Genomic DNA, 17,754 nt, shown 5'->3' on the forward strand with positions numbered 1-17,754 from the left:
AGTCAAAAGTATAACATAACGACAAGACCAATGAAAACACCAGAACAAAAACTTACCGAACCGCCCAAAAGTCTGGGTCGTTGGCTGATGGAAAGCAAGCGCCAAACACAAAAAGAAATGCAGGAAGAAGCTCGGACGAATCCTAAATATCGGGCTATTATCGAACGATTGAAAAAAGCAAATGGGAAATAGTCAAACTCCCTACCAAATTGAGTTTTTGGGAGGTAAAGACAATGTTTACTTCTTCTTTACAAAATTTAAAGTAGGCTACCTTGTTAAATTCAAGCCCAGTTTCTACGTCCTTGACGCCGAGCCAGCCATTGCAGACCATGTATATGAATTAGTCATTGCACAAATTGAAAAGCCAGAAGGGCCTATTCCACCCGATGAGCGGATTTTATATACAATTGCTGCCATAGCAGAAGATTTTTTCAACAAAGAGCAGAATATAGCGATTTACGTTTGTGATGACAGCGACGGCAGAGGAAGAGCGCGTAAACGCAAATTTGACGGCTGGTTTGTCTATCTTAATTTTGAAGGTAGAGGCTATATGAAAATTGACCAAGGTTTCCACGAAGCTGACGGTTTCAGCTATTCCGCTTCACTTATTTTCAAATCTGAAAATCGACTCAAAATTCAAATCATCACTGCTTTGGATGAATTAGCCGATAGATATAATCAACCAAAATAAATAACCTAAAATTGTATTCCTTATAAGGATACACACGCGGCCAACCGCAACGAAATTAAGTTATGCATAAAAATTTCAAAGGAATCGAAAAAACCGTTTTTGGACGGGGAAGTTTTAACCAATTGGGCGACATTATCGCCCCGCACCGCCGCGAAAACAATCGCTACATGGTGTTTATTGTCGACAATTACTTTAAAGGCAAAGACCTTGAAAGTCGCCTGCCCTTATTGCCCGAAGATACGGTTTACTTCATTGATGTAGACCCACACGAGCCAACAACTGAACAGATTGACACGCTCCGCGATGAGATTTTGGCCACCAAAGGCCTTCCATCGGGCATCATCGGTATCGGTGGCGGTGCCATTATGGACATTGCCAAGTGCGTATCTTTGATGGTGACAAATGAGGGCTCTTCGACCCTTTATCAAGGCTTGGATTTGATTAAAGTACCGGGCATTTATCACGTCGGTGTCCCCACCATCTCCGGAACAGGTGCGGAAGTATCCATGACCGCCGTATTGACAGGCCCCGAGAAAAAACTGGGTTTAAAATGCGAATGGACAGTTTTTAATCAAGTGATCTTAGATCCTGATCTGATTGCAACTGTACCGCGCGACTGGTGGTTTTATGTGGGGATGGATACCTACATTCACTGCATCGAGTCCGAAAATGGGCAGTTCAACAACGCGTATTCACACGCGTACGCCGAGCAATCCATGAAACTTTGCCGCGAGATTTATTTAGGGGAAAACAGCGGACAAACCGCCGAAAACGACGATAAACTCATGGTGGCGTCACTCATGGGTGGTTTGAGCTTGACCTACTCGGAAGTGGGTATATGTCATGCCATCAGCTATGGGCTTTCCAAAATTTTGGGAATGCGCCACTGCTACTCCAACTGCGTTGCGTTCAATCATCTGGCCGATTATTATCCAGAAGGCGTAGCAGAGTTTAAGGAAATGGTCGCCAAACACAACATTACGCTACCACAAGGGTTATCTAAAGACTGGACCGACGCCCAAATCAACGCCATGGCGCATGTTTCTTATAAATTAGACCACATGTGGAACCACGCGGTAGGGTACGACTGGAAAGAAAAAGTAACGATTGAGGACATAGAAGCAATTTTCAGGAGACTATAATTTGAAAAAATCAGGTAAAATAAAGGCCCCTCCCGTCAAGTTTCAGACCAAAAGCGCCGCCGTCATTGCGCAGCGAACCGAGGAAACCAATGCCCAATCCCTGCACGGATTGGTGATTCGTTCTACTGGATCTTGGTACGACATCCGCGATGCGGAAGGACAAATCTGGCAGTGCAGGTTGCGGGGTAAATTTAAGTATCAAGACCTAAAAGTCACCAATCCAGTGGCCGTTGGGGATTCTGTGTATTGGGAAATCGAAGATGAAACGGCTCAAAAGGGCGTCATCAACGATATTTTACCCCGTCGCAACTACATTGCCCGGAAGTCGGTTCATAAATCGGCCCACGCGCACTTATTGGCGGCCAACGTTGATCAGGCCATTATCGTGGCTACGCTTACTTTTCCGCGTACCTCGTTAGGATTTATTGACCGTTTATTGGTGGTAGCCGAATCGTTTCGAATACCGGGCGTTGTCATTTTCAATAAGCAGGATCTTTTTGACGACGAAATCAAGGCATATCAACAAGAACTGGTAGACCTCTACAACCGATTGGGCTATACGTGTTTTACCACGTCGAGCGTAACGGGCGAAGGTGTTGACACCTTTCAAAAGCTACTACAAGGAAAAGTTTCCGTTTTGTCGGGACATTCGGGCGTGGGCAAATCGACTTTGGTCAATACCATTGCACCCGATTTGAACCTCAGAACCAACGAAGTCTCAACTTTTGCCAACAAAGGGGTGCATACAACCACCTTTGCCGAAATGTTTGAACTCGCACCCGATACGTTCATCATTGATTCGCCAGGTATCAAAGAATTGGGATTATCAGAAATGGAAAAGGAAGAAATCGGCCATTATTTCCCCGAAATACGCGATTTAATCGGCCAGTGTCGTTTCCATAATTGCCTCCATATCGACGAACCCAAGTGCGCCGTTAAAGAGGCAGTAGAAGCAGGAAAAATCGCTATGAGTCGATTTGAAAGCTATTTGAGTATGGTAGGTGGTGAAGACAACCGACGATAATTGACGTAGGGGCAAGGCTTGCCTCTACCCGTAAACTGCCAACAAAAAAAGAGAGACGCTTTCGCTCCTCTCTTTTTTTGTGTACTCTGCTTTAAAGTGCTTACTGAAGACTAAAGACTGCCTACTGTAAGCCAACCCATTAATACCCTGGATTTTGAGGGAAAGATGAAGTTCCTTCCGCCGTCTTGGCACTTCTGTCAATCTGAGTTTGTGGTATTGGACGTAGATAGTGCTTTTCAGCCACAGCCTGAGCCTGCGGATTATACTTTTTAACTCTATCTACCAAAAGTCCCCAACGCTTCAAATCTAACCAACGCATTTGCTCTCCCGCCAATTCACGGGCACGCTCATCTACAATAAAGTCAAAAGTCAATTCAGCCTCAGTGATTTTCATAGCGTCTTTTTTGCCTGGCCATCCCGCTCTTTGTCTTACTACGTTTATATCAGCAACTGCTTCCGCTTTTTTACCTAACTGGAATAATGCTTCGGCACGCATAAGATAAATATCAGCTAATCTCCATACAAAATAATCTCTTGAACCTCTCGGCTCAGTTCTGTCTGAACGTTTGGTGTCAAAAAACTTCTGTAAAGTTGGGAATAAAGCCTCATCATATTTACTTGGAACCAATACTTGATATTTTCTTTTAGCTCTTTCTGCTTGGCTCATCTCAAAACCAGGAATGAAAATCGTAGTATCACCCGCGGCAAAAGTAACTCGGGATTTTGAGTTGTCGAATGAGGTATTGAAAGAACCGGGACTGTTACACAACCAAGTATCTTTAAAGGTTTTTTTATAACGAGAATCATTCACTCTTTCTCCAAAGACAGTATTAAGGGCGAAAGCCGTTGGTCTCAATCTTTTAAACGGACGACCATTCAATACATCTCTGACCATACCCGCCTGCGTATCATACTGCATACCAAAGAATAAGTGAAGGTTATTGCCTCCCCCACCTTCGCCACCCGCATTGGTAGCATTGGTGATTTGGTCCGTAGTGTATTGTACTGCAAAAACCACTTCCGCATTTTGTTGGTTGTTTTCGTCGTGTACAGCGGCAAAATCATCCAAAAGTCTAAAACCGTACTTTGTAATAAGGTTAGTACACAAATCAGCGGCTTTTTGAAAGTCGTCTGCCGCTTTATTTGGACCATAAGCTTTGGCTAAATATACCTTTGCCAATAGTGCCTCAGCCGAGGCTCTTGTAGCTCTACCATAATCGTTGGAATGTCCCTTATTTTCTAAATCGGCTATAGCTTCAGTACAGTCTTTGATTATTTGGGCGTAAACTTCTGCAGAACTACTTCTTTTGGACTCTTTGGTAGGAGCCAAGGTCTCAGTCAGTCTCAAATCAAGCGGACCAAACTGCTCGTGCAAAATATAATAATAGTGGGCTCTCAAAAACTTTACCTCGGCAACTCTCAATTTTTTGGTTGCATCAGACACTCCCTGTACCGCCGCAGCTCTCTCGATTACCGCATTACAGGTATTTATGCCTTTGTACATTTCATCCCACAGGATAGCCAAATAATCTACGGTTGGTTGAATTTGGGTATCGTAAAAATGAAAACCTTTATATCCGCCATCGGCACCTGTAGCATAAATATCAGTTCCATACTCCGTGAATGTTAAGCCCAACTGAGTACCATAAAACGTCCTGAGCGATGAATAAGCCGCCTTTGTAGCATCTTCGAATCCTTTGGCGGTGTTTATATAATCGTTTCCGATGTTTGAAATCACCTCTTCTTTTAGTAAATCTTGGCACGAAGTACTGATGAGTAGCATACCACCCAATACAAATACTTTTATTTTATTTATGATCATGATAATTAATGCTTTTAAAATTTAACATTCAAACCAAATGTAGTTACTGTAGTAGAAGGAGTAACTCCACTGTTTACCTCCGTTGTACCCGTTGGTGAACCCGTGATAGCTGCCTCAGGATCTACACCATTGTACTTGGTCAAGTAAGAAGACCAAATTTTAGGTTGTTGTATTGATGCATACAAACGCAACGACTCAGCACCGATTTTCTTAGCAATCGCATTACTAAATGTATATCCAAAGTTGATGTTTCTCAACTTAACAAAGGTTCCATCATAGTAAAAGAGAGTTGAGTTGTACACTGGAAACTCTTGATTACTTTTTGGACGAGGGAACTCATTGGTAGGGTTATTAGGGGTCCAATAGTCCACTTTTATTTGTTGGTAACGGCCAGCAAGTTGTAGCTGGTTTCTGTGGAAGCCCGACAATATGGTGTTCCCGAAACGACCAAACAGGAAGAAGCTCAAGTCAAATCCTTTGAATTCAAATCTATTGGTTAGACCACCCGACCATTTTGGCACGTCGTTTCCAAGAATTACTCTATCGGCTGCAGTAATTCTACCATCACCGTCAGTATCCTGCACTTTGATTTGTCCTACCTCTGAGCCGTACGATTTAGCTAAATCAGCTTCGTTAGTTTGCCAAATTCCTGCTTTTTTGAAATCAAAATAAGTATTCAATGGATAACCAATAAACCATCTGTTACCTAAATCATCCACTTTCCCATTGTACAATTCAACAATCTCTTCTCTGTTGCGAGTAAATTGGAAGTCTGTTGTCCACTTAAAGCCACTTTTTGTGTTAACGTTTACCGTAGTAAGTCCTAACTCGATACCTGAATTTCTGGTATGACCCACGTTATTACTAAAAAAGTTAAACCCAACAGAACCAGGCAAGAAGTCGTTTAAGAGAAGGCTTTTGGTGTTTGTTTCATAAAACTCCAATGAACCTTGAACACGCCCGCGGAAAACAGAGAAATCTAATCCAACGTTAGCAGTTGAAGTAGACTCCCATCTTAAATTTGGATTACTAATGGTACCCGGTCTAAATCCGAATGCTCCTGTTGCTCCAAAAGCATAAGTGGTACGTCCCAATAATCCTTGTGTTTGATATGGCGCAACCCCTTGGTTACCTACTTGCCCCCAACCTGCACGGAGTTTTAACATATCTACAAACGTAACGTTTTTCATGAAGGGTTCATTGCTGATATTCCAACCCACTGCTATACCCGGGAAGTTACCATATTTGGTATTTTCACCGAAACGGCTTGAACCATCACGTCGGATAGTCATCGTCAGCAAATATTTGTCATCATATGAATAGTTTACCCGACCCATCAATGAAGCAATGGTCCATTCGGTAAGGGAAGATTGAACTCCCAAAACAGATGTTGCAGAATTTAAACTAAAAAATGATTGTGCCTGAGCCGGTATTCCTTGAACTTCGCTTCTGTATCTTTCAAAATTATCCTTTTGAATAGATTGTACACCCGTTACATTCAACGTATGTTTTCCGAAAGTTTTATTGTAATTCACGATGTTTTCCATGGTGAAGTTGAACCCAAAACGATTTTCGTTGAATGCTTGGGCATCACCACGACGACGGTTGTTTGTTTCTGAGCCAATAAAACGTCCCCAACGTGATATAGTAAAGTCAGGGCCTAAGTTTAAACGGTAAGTTAAGCCATCAATGATTTTTACTTCTGCATAGATAGAATTAAAGATTCTATACCGCTTAGTATTATCAACATTAACCCCCGGCTCTACTTCAGATAGCGGGTTAGACAAAAGTGCATCGTTTGTTGGTTCGAATATCAAAGAACCATCGGCATTATAAGCAGCACCAAGTGGGTTGGCATTCAATGTGTTTCCGTAAGGGTTAAGGTTCTCGCCGTTTCTAATCGAATACATCATGTAACTTGATATACCAACCCTAAGTCTTTTATTCACTTGGTGGTCGATGTTTGCACGAAGCGAATTACGGGTAAAATCTAACAGTTTTGTGATACCCTTATCTTGGAAGAATCCACCGGAAATATAGAATGAAGTTCTGTCGTTTCCTCCTTGGATACCAATGGTATGATTTTGCATCAATCCGGTTCTGAGTATTAAATCCTGATACTGGGTATTTCTTCCGGCCGCAATACCGGCAGCAACATTAGGGTCACCACCTAAAACTGCCACTTTGGCATCGGCTGCCGGATCTGCAACCCCTGTTGGAACAGGATTTCCCGCCGCGTCTCTGTATAAGCCGGTAGCCCTGTATGCTTCTCTTACGTATTCAGCAAATTCTTCTCCCGAAAAGAGTTCTAATTTACTATACGCATTTGATGCACCGGCGTAAGTATCAAGCGTAACCGTTGTTTTTCCTTTAGTTCCACCTCTTTTTGTGGTAACTAAAACAACTCCGTTTGCACCTCTAGCACCATAAATAGCAGTGGCTGTGGCATCTTTCAAAACTTCTATGGACTGGATGTCATTTGGGTTGATGTCCTCATAACCAGCCGACAATGGTATACCATCAACCACATAGAGAGGATCATTTCCCGCATTAAATGACCTACGACCACGAATCAAGATACGTGGAGCAGCACCTGGCTTAGAGCCTGATTGTGAGACGTCAACACCAGCTGCACGACCTTGTAGGGCTTGTCCAAGGTTGGTTAGAGGCATTTCAGTAATTTGCTTAGCCGTGACTTGCGATATTGCACCAGTCATTTGGCTTTTCTTCTGAGTACCGTAACCTACAACTACCACTTCATTGAGTGATTTCTGGTCTGTTACAAGCGTAATATTGATGGTAGAGCGATTGCCTACTGTAATCTCTTGCTTTTCAAAGCCTACTGCCGAAAATACCAACACGGCAGCGTCATCTTTTACATTTACTTTGAAATTACCTTCTCCATCCGTATTCGTTCCTGTAGTAGTACCTTTCACCACAACACTTACGCCAGGAAGGGGGGCGCCGTCTTCAGATGCAATTACTTTCCCGCTGACGGTTTTGTCAACGTTCACGTTGGTGGTAATTTTACCGCCACTGCCATTTGCCGGTGGAGTGTATGCCTGGGCCGTCGATGCACTCAGCACCGTAGCAACTACCCACAGACTGCACAAAGTAGAGAAACTCCTCATAATTTAGAAAAATTGAAATAGGTTAAAATGTAATTATTCTGGGTTCTTGTATTAAATATTCAAAGTTTAGATAGGTTGAGTTTAGCGGTATTGGCTTAGTTAAGCAAAATTTAGCCCAAATTATTTTATGCAATCGTTCCCGGTAACGTTTCCGATACATAAATTTTTACGTATTTTTTTGACTATTTTTAAGTTAAACCCCTTTTGACACCAAATGTTTTTTAAAATAATAGAACTATTTTTTGTATTTTATCAACATTACGTCGACAAAATACGCCAGTAGAACGACAATTGAACAGGAATGAACGCATGAAAAGCTAATAGATTTTCCAGAGAATCCAGCCCACTAATGCCAACCCAACAAAGAGGGCAACTAACCAACGGGTAAGGTAAAAAGCGGAAGCAATGGGTTTTACTTCCTGATCGAGTGGATCAATTTCAGGGATGGTGTGGACAGACTCTAACACTCGCTTCCAAAGCGTACGCATCTCTTGGGACGTCATGCCCATGTAGGTATCCGAAAACTGGCCTACCAACGTTCGTGCTTCTGCGATTTCGTCTGATTTATAAGGGTGATTTGAGAGCCAAACTTGCCAAAAGTTGCTGAGTTCGACATCGTCAGGTTGCTGTACCCACCGTATAAACAGCGGTTCCGCTGCAAAGTCCTCGACGGTGTATTGAGCAAAGTTTTTCATTTGGTACTTTAGCAAGCCTGAATAGGATTTAATCTTGTCAAATAAGCGACCAACCGTCTGTTTCTACTGACGTAACTGACAATTTTTTAAACCAAACCTTCATTTACCAAAATGAATGAAGGGGTTTGGAATCGCCTATTTTTTTTTAAGGAAGAAAGCCCTAATCATAGTTAATTCTACTCACAATACTCCGACCCAATGTAATTTCATCGGCGTATTCTAAATCTCCACCGATAGGAATACCTCGGGCAATGGTGGATATTTTAAGGGAGAATGGTTTTAATTTTTTTTGAAGGTAAAAGGAGGTCGTATCTCCTTCCATGGTTGGGCTGAGCGCCAGAATAATTTCTTTGGCTTCCGAGGTATGTTGGAGCCTTTCCAAAAGCGAATCTATTTTTAAATCACTAGGGCCGATACCTTCCAGCGGTGAAATAATCCCGCCCAGAACGTGATAAAGTCCATTGTACTGTCCTGTATTTTCGATGGCCAATACATCCCGGCTATCCTGCACTACACAAATCACGGAGGCGTCTCGTTTGGGGCTCAAACAAATGCCACACAGCTCGCCATCCGATATATTATGGCATTTCTTACAATAGTGAATCTGCGTCCTTACCGCAACCAACGCATCTGCCAACGAATGCGTCTCTTTTTCAGTACGTTTGAGTAAGTGAAGTACAATTCTTAAAGCACTTTTTTTCCCGATGCCTGGAAGTTTTGATACTTCACTTACCGCTTCTTCAATTAGTTTTGAGGGGAAATTCATATAGTATAATCAGCAACACCACGTTTCTTCCGCAAAAATACGAAATCCCCGTGCCCGGTCATACTAAAAATAAACCTTATTCTTTCCCTTTAGCGTAGCGCAACGGCGTAACACCAAATAGTTTTTTGAATTGTCCGATAAATTTAATGGGGTGGCTATAGCCCAATTTCTGAGAAACCCCCGTAACATTCAGCGCTCCTGATTTTAGCCATTCAGCGGCTTCACTCATGCGTTTTTGCTGATAATATTGATAAAAAGGCATTCCGAAGGCTTCCTTAAACAGGTATTTGAACTTACTTTCACTCATACTCAACTGATTGCTAAGCTCAGTAATGGTAGGAATAGGCTGTTCAAATTCAAGCATATAGTTATTAACCACCCATTCAATTTTGAGACGGTCATTTTTCAAAACTTTTGGACTTTTTAAGACCTCAAAATAAGAATTCAGGTAATTAAACAACGCACTTTTTAAGCGCAGGTTATTGTTTAGGCGTGACGGATCTGAATTTCGAACAAGTGTCAGTAACTGCGAATCAAGCGATTCGTAGAAAGAAGGCAACGACACAAAATCATAGAGATTCTTGATTTGAGCAAACGAGTCAAGAAGGTTATTCTCGATCAGCCATTCTGTCGACACCGAAAGCCTTAACAACCGCACTGTCTTGTACTTCTTCAGCGGTTCAATTTCCATTCTCTCATCTCCAAAAGAAAGAAATTGTGTTTTTGTCTGAGTAGTCTGCTGAGCGCGATACACTCTTACTAATTCGGAGGACTCCCACAAACAGGTAACACCTGGCTCGGGCAGAGGTAGTAAAGTTTTGCCTGACATTAAAATGAACTCGGCATCCAGTCCCTGCTCCAGATTGAATGTTGTACCTTTAAAACCAACGTTGAGATTATGTATAGTACTCATAACTATTAAAGTGTTTTAATTTTCATAACATTTATAAACGCGCAATACTTTTAACAAATTAAACTAATTTCTATGCCTTTTTGGTACATTTTTTCAATAAAAAACTTTAGGAACAAGGATTTTGACATATTTGAAAACTATTTGGACAAATTCCTTAAAAATCATTTCTTTTCAATCAGACACTTCAGTAAAAATACCGTATAATATTCACCAAAACCCATTTATAGCTTCTATAGCCTATCCAAAAGGCTACAAAATGTAATCCAGTCCGACATGTTTTTCCTAAAGGATTAAAGCAGGCAATTACGATAATTTACCGCTCTTAAAGGTTTCTCTTCCAGAATAATTGTAATTTTGGTATATAATAAATGATTACGTTTATTTTATCCCATTTGTACACTAAATGAGTATTATTTACCACGAAATCACCCCACTTACCGACAATGACTGCTTTATGGTGTTTGCCCGGGTCAAAAACAAGTTTGACTTCCCGCTTCATTATCATGAGGAGTTTGAACTGAATTTCATTGAGGGTGCCAAAGGTGCCAAACGTATCATTGGCGACAATATCGAAGTCATTCAGGATACAGAATTGGTATTGGTAGGGTCAAATGTTCCGCATGGGTGGTTTACGAATGAGTACGAAGGCGAGGAGATTCATGAAATCACGATTCAGTTCCACCGGGATTTGTTGGATGATAAATTTCTGCGTCGCAATCAGCTCAGTTTTATCCGCACCATGCTTGAACGCTCGGCATGCGGCATCTCATTTTCTACCGAAACCATCAATTCCATTAAGCCAAGACTCATCGCGCTCAAACAAAAAAGCGGATTTGACTCGGTGTTGGAATTAATGTCAATTCTCCACGACTTATCTATCTCCCGCAATATGCGTACGCTGACGAGTTCTTCCTTCGTCAATGAAAACTTTACGTACAATAGTCGACGCATCGAAAAAGCCTTTGAGTTTATGAAGGTCAATTACGATAAAAATATTTCGCTGGAAGATATGTCTAAAGTGGTGAACATGACGGAGGTTGGTTTTAGTCGATTTATGAAAAAACGAACTGGGAAAACCTTCATTGACAGCCTCAACGATATTCGCTTGGGCCACGCGTCTCGCCTTTTAATTGACACTACCCTCACCATCGCCGAAGTTTCTTTTCGGTGCGGTTTCAACAATTTATCCTATTTCAACCGCATTTTTAAGAAAAAACACCAATGCACTCCTAAAGAATTTCGTGAGAATTATTCGGGAACCCGAACCTTTGTTTAGTGTTATTGTACTTTTTGGCGTAATTTTGCATAACTATAAGGTGAGGTTACGGAATTTGCGGTCGGTTGACTACAAAATTGGTAAAGCTTTCTCCTCTCAATTACATTAATTTTTAGGTCAAGGCTTCCCTAAGTTGCTATCTATTCTTAGCAGCATCAGGCAACGCTCGATTTTATGTTATACTCTAAAAACCAACACTTTGAAAGTCATCATTCTTAAAAAATCTTTCATTATCGTAAGCTTTATCGAAGTACCATTTCAAGCCGTTCAAACAATTCAGTCAATGATTTTGGACGAATAGCGCATAACCATCATTTCTCATCTAAGTGGCGGCTTTATAAAGCCAAATTCTATATATCATTTTTTATTATCGTTACGTTTGCAGTTGTTATGTCAGAAACTGATACAAAATCTGCCATACATCCTGCGGACCATAAACTTTTATTTACTAATTATGAGCAAGCAATCGTATATCCCCGTAGTCATTGAATGGGCAAAACGCAAGGGGTATGACCAAATTCGGGCAAATATGGAAGGTTTTGAGCAACCTATTGCCTACGAGCGTCAAAATGACGATGAGCGATTCATTCCGGACGTCACCGCCAAGCAACTCTTAGAACAATCCTACTTTGAAATCATTCTTAAAGGAGACCGTCCCGATAAAATCGTTTCAAAACTTCGTTTGTTGAGTATGTTGGTAAGTCAGAAAGGCGGACGTTTGTTCCTGATGACGCCTCCCGGAAACCTCAATTTCGCCAAAGAACTCGTCACCAAATACTCCATCAACGGCGAAATCGTCAAGATTGTATAAGTAGGTGTTCTTCCCACTTTCATGGACAATAGTCGGCAATTTTGGCACAACATTCGTCAAAAAATGCATCCCCAAAGCAGCGATGACCGCTGCCTTGGGTCCCGACCTAAGAAAAAACACCCAACTACGTTTTGGCAATCTAGCATCCACAACTGTACTTCTTTGTTTTTACAATTCTTCCATTGAAACTTTTCCTATCTTACTAATATAGATTTTATAGGAATAGCAATCACGTTCTCCCCTATATTTATCAAATTATAATCTTTCATTAAGGCTTTCTTAAGTTGGGCGGCGTAGGTTTGTTACCCACGTCACCTCACCCTTAAAAGCCCTTAGTATGGATGCCGTCTTAGCTCTACTCAAAATTCCAGTCCCGATTGATATGAAAGAGCCTTTGTTTCCCCTCTACTTTAATCTTTACTGGTACTGCTGATAGTCCGACTCTTACGTACATTAGCAACTAAAAACGTCGGTTAGCCTTGCTATAAATCACCACTATATGGAGAATTTCCCAAAGATACTTTTTGTAGAAGACGACAAAAGAATCTCTGATGCCACAAAAAAAGGGCTTGAAAAACAGTCGTTTACGGTTGAGCCTGCGTACGATGGTTTTGTGGGTGCCCGGCTGGCCACGACCCAGCCCTATGACCTTATTATACTGGACATCAACCTGCCCCTCATGAACGGCTTTGAAGTGTGTAAGGCAATCCGGCAGCATGGTAGCACAACCCCCATTCTGATGCTAACGGCACTAGGGGAAATTGACGACCGCGTAAAAGGGCTGGACTTTGGGGCCGACGATTACCTCATCAAACCTTTTGACTTCCGCGAACTGATGGCCCGTATTCATGCGCTACTGCGACGAGCCAACCCCACCCACGACCAAGCCTCGGAAGTGCTTCGCGAAGCAAATCTTGAGATGAATCTCGTGACCAAAACCGTCAGGAGAGACAATCAGCCCATCGACCTCACCGCCCGGGAATTTGAACTGCTGGAGTTTCTGCTGCGCAACAAAGGCCGGGTACTGTCTAAGATGGACATCATTGAACACGTCTGGGACTTGAATTTTGACACCAACACCAACGTAATTGAGGTGTTTATCAACTATTTACGCAAAAAAATCGACCGCAATTTTGAGCCCAAGCTGATCCATACCAAAACAGGATTGGGGTATTATCTCAAAGCCGACTAGCCAATGCAAATACGCTACAAAATAGCTTTGCAATTTACGCTTATCGTACTGGCCATATTGCTGGTATTCTCGGGCATCGTGTACTACCGCGCCGAAAGCCAACGCCGAAATAGTTTTTACGACCGACTTTCCCGAAGGGCAAAAACCACCGCCCGGCTGTTGGTGGACGTCAAAGAATTTAACACTACCCTGCTCAAACTTATTGACAAAAACTCTTCTTCGAGGCTGCCCGAAGAAGAAATTTTCATTTATGACTACCGAAATCTATTGCTATATTCAAACGTCGAAAAAGTCTCCCCTTACGTGACGCAAGAACGAATCAATGAAGTCAGACTGGCTCAAGAAATTAGATTTCAGTACGAAGGCCGCGCCGTCATTGGTCTGGTGTTTGAAGGGCGCTACGACCGCTTTGTAATCGTCGCCTCGGCCATTGACAAAAACGGACGATTACAGCTAAAAGAACTCATTATCACTTTATTGTTTGCGTTTTTAGGAGGTATTTTGACCACAGTCGGATTGGCTTTGTTTTTTGCTCATCAGTCCTTGCGTCCCATCATTACCATCAACCGCGAAATTAGCGACATCACCGCCAAAAACCTCCGAAAACGCATTCATCAGGGCAACGAAAAAGATGAAATAGCGCAATTGGCCATCAATTTCAACCTGATGCTCGAACGACTAGAACTGGCCTTTAAACAACAGCGGCAGTTTGTATCGCACGCGTCGCACGAGCTTAGAACACCGCTTTCGGCCCTCAAAACGGAGATTCAAATAGGGCTTTCTTCCCATAATTCTCCCGAAGAACACTATCATATTTTACAAAATCTCCTCAAAGACACCGACCGCCTCATTGAGCTTTCCAACGGATTGCTCCAAATCGCCCGCATCAACGAAACCCCCGAAGAGCTACCGTTTGACAAAGTACGCATGGAAGAAGTGCTCCTCAATGCCCAGCGGGAGGTAGTGGCGAGCCATTCCGATTACCAAATCCAATTCGACTTTGACCAAATTCCCGAAGAAGACCACCTAACGCTCGTCATGGGCAACGAAGCCCTGCTCAAAAATGTATTTGTTAATTTATTGGAAAATGCCTGTAAATATACCCCCAACCATCAGGCCAGTTTGCGGTTGGGATTTGATGCCGAGTGGTGCAATGTGAGGGTCATCGACCAAGGAATTGGCATCTCAAACCAAGAACTACCCAACATCTTCCAACCTTTTTATCGTGCCAAAAACGCCATTGATTACCATGGTTTTGGCATTGGGTTGTCGGTCGTCAAAAGAATCATTGAGCTTCATGAAGGCACGATTGAAGTAAAAAGCAAACCACATCTGGGTACTGAGTTTATTATCAAACTCAAGCATTTGAAAGAGGAATAAACGGGCAATTTTAACCGTTTGATTGACACATCCAGCCGAAAAGAGTTCCTCAATTTTCAACCTCCTAAGTGAATTCTAATTTTTCGTTAAGTCCTCGTTAAGTTTTGGGTTAAACCTTTGTGTCATCAATATAAAGTTCCACCCAAAACATCACGCTCATGGAATGGACTGCGCAAAACTCAAAAACCATCGCTACCGTGTTGACTTTACTGCTCATTACCAGCGCAATAGGCGGCATCTACTATTGGAACAAGAGCGGTGATGTAGCCAAAGAAAGAGATAGAAACGCCCTCAAAGCCGACTCTCTCTTGTCTGTAAAACTTAGCCTAGAGCGTGATATCAATCTCTTAAGCCTTGACTTAAACAGCTCTCGGCGCGAAAAAACAGACGTCAATAAAAAACTCGCTTCTTCCCAAATTTTTTTGACCCAAAAAAACAGGATTGTTGCCAAACTGACCCAAGAAACCAACGCCCAAAAAGACGATTTGGCGGCACTTCGCGAACAAGTAGCGGAGCTTGACGCCCTCAAAAGTGAATTAAAAGCAGAAATAGAAAACTACCAAAGCCAAAAAGACAAGTGGCTCGTGGATAACAATCAGCTCAAAACCACCAACGAAACCCTCCAAATACAGATCAATGACTTGAATGGTAAGCTAAACGGCATGGTTCCGAAAAGCGTGGTAACGGCTACCAATTTTAGGGTCGACGTATTAAAAAACAATCACAAAGTAACTGCCAAGGCAAAAAAAGCCAATAGCATTGTGGTCTCGTTTACGCTGCCAGCATTGCTCACCACCGAAGGGAATCAGCAGGTGTTTTTGAGCCTGACCGACGTGGAAAACCGACCGATGAGTGGTGCGATTCAGCAACTTTCTGTCAATGCTAACGAAACCACGCTTTTCGTACCTGTCCATGCCACGCAGTCCCTCGACTTTGGCAAAAATCCCCAAAAAGCGGTATTTGAGTTTACCCCTAATGAAAAAATAACCAACGGAATATACAGAGCCAGTATTTACACCGAAAACACCTACCTCGGCTCCGTAGAATTTCAGTTGCGCGATAGCTTTCTGTTTTTCTAATACAATCAAATCGTCGTTACTTTTTTCACACCATTATTTCGACTTGACCAATTACCCCACCCCACCTTGCATCTTTTTCGTTAACCTAAAAAAAAGCGCATGAAAAAACCACTCAACCTCCTAATTGTCGGCCTATTTTGGCTTACAGCAGGTATCCTGACCGCCCAGGCGCAGGATTTGGTAACCGCTCTTCAGTGGCTGGAAAGAGGGCAAACCGAGAAAGCCAGCCAACAGCTTCAGCAGCTCCTTCAGAGCCAACCGACCGCCCAAACGTATTTTTATAATGGCTACGCCGCCATCCGCACCCATAATTTACAGGAAGCAGGCAATTATTTTGAGAAAGGAATGATTTTGGACGAAAAACGTCATCCGCTCAATAAAGCAGGTATGGGCATTGTGGCGATGCTGGAAGGACGTACCACCGACGCCGAGCGTATTTTGGCCGAAGTCATGAAAGAAAGCAAAGGAAAGGATGTCGAAATTTTGGGTCGGATTGGGGAAGCTTACACGGGCTATACGCAGGTAATCAACGCTACCGACAAACCCATGTACGCCCAACACAACGCCGCCAAGGCCATCGAATACCTAGAGCAAGCCCTCAAACGCGACAAGAAAAACGGGCAGCTTTGGCTGGCACTGGGCGATGCCCGGGCGCTATCTACTCCCTCCAACGGCGGCCCTGCGGTGACAGCCTACGAGTACGCGCTCGAATTTTTGACCGATAAAAGTCTGCCCAATCACCGCATCGGTACCATTTACTGGGCGGGTAAAAGTTATAATTTAGCGAGCGATTTTTACCGAGCGGCCCTCAAAGCAGATTCTCTGTACGCGCCTTCGTATTTGCAGTTGGCCGAGTTGAATTTCAAAACCAACCGTTACAAAGAAGCAGCGGCGGCCATGAACAAGTACTTGGCCCTCGCAGAAAAGCCCGACGCCCAATTACGGTATCGTTCGGGGCAGTTTGATTATTTGGCGCGAGAATATGCCCGAGCTGTACAGAAAATCGAAAAGGTGAAAAACGAAGTGGAAACGCCCGTCAAATATCGGCTTTTAGGAAGGTCTTACTTTAGTTTGAAAGACTACGACAAAACCATTGAAAACCTGAAAACATTTCTTGAAAAAGCCCCCGACAAAGCAGAAGGGCTAGAATACAAACTGCTAGGGCGTGCCTACCAAAACATCAGTGACACCACCATTGCCAAGGACTCCATTGCGGTTTTCTATCTGGCAAAAGCCGCCACGACCGACACCACTGAAAATTTATACAGCGAAGTGGCCGAAATGAGCTACAAACTCAAACACTACGAAGACGTGGTCAAATACGTAGAAGCGGGTGAAAAACGCTTTCATAAATCATCGGTAAAAGATAAATTTTGGTTGGCCATGGCTGCCTACAAAATGGGGCGCGAAGATTCTACCATGTACCTAAAAGCCGATTCGGCCTTTGCAGCTGTGCAAGAATCCAGCCCAGACCATTTGCCCACGATTCTGTACCGCGCCAAATCCAATTATTACGGATATGCCAACCAAGATACCGCCTACGTAAAATCAATCCCCTTTTATGAGCGATTTGTGGAGCTGGCATATACCAAAAAAGAAGAACAGAAATTTAAGTACGACATGAGAATTGCCCTTAAATACCTCTTTTCGTACTATACATCGGTTGAAATCAACCCCGAGAAAGCCCTCGACGTGGCCCAAAAAGGCAAAGCACTCGACCCCGCCGACAAGGATTTTAACGATATGATGGCCCAACTAAATAACCGACCTCCTAACCCCTCCTTTTCTAAACCTCAGTAATCTGATTGTATTCGTGGCTGTATGTAACCAAT

At 42.8% G+C, this 17,754-nt stretch carries 15 protein-coding genes; 10 read left to right on the forward strand and 5 right to left on the reverse strand.

Features of this window, described 5'->3' with window-relative positions:
* The first annotated feature begins 30 nt into the window (after positions 1 to 30).
* The 4 genes from DR864_RS29795 to rsgA all read left to right on the forward strand — a co-directional run bounded on the left by DR864_RS29795 (position 31) and on the right by rsgA (position 2,857).
* The gene (locus DR864_RS29795; RefSeq protein WP_158550018.1) at positions 31 to 192 is read left to right on the forward strand and encodes a hypothetical protein; all 162 of its coding nucleotides are present in this window, start codon (positions 31 to 33) and stop codon (positions 190 to 192) included.
* Positions 182 to 691, forward strand: coding sequence for a DUF6169 family protein (locus DR864_RS07930; protein ID WP_114066454.1), 510 nt, complete (start codon positions 182 to 184; stop codon positions 689 to 691). Before DR864_RS29795 ends, DR864_RS07930 begins: the two co-directional genes overlap by 11 nt.
* A gap of 62 nt (positions 692 to 753) precedes the next feature.
* Entirely contained in the window at positions 754 to 1,833 is a 1,080-nt protein-coding gene (locus tag DR864_RS07935; RefSeq protein WP_114066455.1) for an iron-containing alcohol dehydrogenase family protein, read from the forward strand.
* A 100-nt stretch (positions 1,834 to 1,933) separates the two neighbouring features.
* Complete coding sequence (rsgA, locus tag DR864_RS07940; RefSeq protein ID WP_114070199.1) at positions 1,934 to 2,857, forward strand: ribosome small subunit-dependent GTPase A; 924 nt, start codon at positions 1,934 to 1,936, stop codon at positions 2,855 to 2,857.
* A gap of 139 nt (positions 2,858 to 2,996) precedes the next feature.
* Here rsgA and DR864_RS07945 read toward each other — a convergent pair whose 3' ends face one another.
* The 5 genes from DR864_RS07945 to DR864_RS07965 form a co-directional block, all read right to left on the reverse strand.
* Positions 2,997 to 4,679 (reverse strand): RagB/SusD family nutrient uptake outer membrane protein, encoded by a 1,683-nt coding sequence (locus DR864_RS07945; protein WP_114066456.1) that lies wholly within the window; start codon positions 4,677 to 4,679, stop codon positions 2,997 to 2,999.
* A gap of 14 nt (positions 4,680 to 4,693) precedes the next feature.
* A complete protein-coding gene (locus tag DR864_RS07950; protein ID WP_114066457.1) occupies positions 4,694 to 7,810 on the reverse strand; it encodes a SusC/RagA family TonB-linked outer membrane protein in 3,117 nt (1,038 codons plus the stop codon).
* 317 nt (positions 7,811 to 8,127) lie between these two features.
* Entirely contained in the window at positions 8,128 to 8,505 is a 378-nt protein-coding gene (locus DR864_RS07955; protein WP_114066458.1) for a hypothetical protein, read from the reverse strand.
* Between the two features lie 160 nt (positions 8,506 to 8,665).
* On the reverse strand, positions 8,666 to 9,271 hold the full coding sequence (gene recR, locus DR864_RS07960) for a recombination mediator RecR (RefSeq protein WP_114066459.1): 606 nt from the start codon (positions 9,269 to 9,271) through the stop codon (positions 8,666 to 8,668).
* Positions 9,272 to 9,347: 76 nt separating this feature from the next.
* On the reverse strand, positions 9,348 to 10,184 hold the full coding sequence (locus DR864_RS07965; protein ID WP_114066460.1) for a helix-turn-helix domain-containing protein: 837 nt from the start codon (positions 10,182 to 10,184) through the stop codon (positions 9,348 to 9,350).
* A 403-nt stretch (positions 10,185 to 10,587) separates the two neighbouring features.
* Here DR864_RS07965 and DR864_RS07970 point away from each other — a divergent pair, with 403 nt between their 5' ends.
* From DR864_RS07970 to DR864_RS07995, 6 genes are all read left to right on the forward strand, one after another.
* Positions 10,588 to 11,460 (forward strand): AraC family transcriptional regulator, encoded by an 873-nt coding sequence (locus tag DR864_RS07970; protein WP_114066461.1) that lies wholly within the window; start codon positions 10,588 to 10,590, stop codon positions 11,458 to 11,460.
* 454 nt (positions 11,461 to 11,914) lie between these two features.
* Positions 11,915 to 12,271, forward strand: a complete 357-nt coding sequence (locus tag DR864_RS07975) for a hypothetical protein (protein WP_114066462.1) — start codon at positions 11,915 to 11,917, stop codon at positions 12,269 to 12,271.
* A 499-nt stretch (positions 12,272 to 12,770) separates the two neighbouring features.
* Positions 12,771 to 13,463, forward strand: a complete 693-nt coding sequence (locus tag DR864_RS07980; protein ID WP_114066463.1) for a response regulator transcription factor — start codon at positions 12,771 to 12,773, stop codon at positions 13,461 to 13,463.
* Between the two features lie 3 nt (positions 13,464 to 13,466).
* The gene (locus tag DR864_RS07985) at positions 13,467 to 14,843 is read left to right on the forward strand and encodes a sensor histidine kinase (protein ID WP_114066464.1); all 1,377 of its coding nucleotides are present in this window, start codon (positions 13,467 to 13,469) and stop codon (positions 14,841 to 14,843) included.
* 158 nt (positions 14,844 to 15,001) lie between these two features.
* Positions 15,002 to 15,922: a DUF8428 domain-containing protein gene (locus DR864_RS07990; RefSeq protein ID WP_114066465.1), complete on the forward strand. Its 921-nt coding sequence runs from the start codon at positions 15,002 to 15,004 to the stop codon at positions 15,920 to 15,922.
* Positions 15,923 to 16,021: 99 nt separating this feature from the next.
* A complete protein-coding gene (locus tag DR864_RS07995; RefSeq protein ID WP_114066466.1) occupies positions 16,022 to 17,722 on the forward strand; it encodes a tetratricopeptide repeat protein in 1,701 nt (566 codons plus the stop codon).
* The last annotated feature ends 32 nt before the right edge of the window (positions 17,723 to 17,754 follow it).

Origin of the sequence: Runella rosea (genome assembly GCF_003325355.1) — a bacterium.
Taxonomy (GTDB): Bacteria; Bacteroidota; Bacteroidia; order Cytophagales; family Spirosomataceae; genus Runella; species Runella rosea.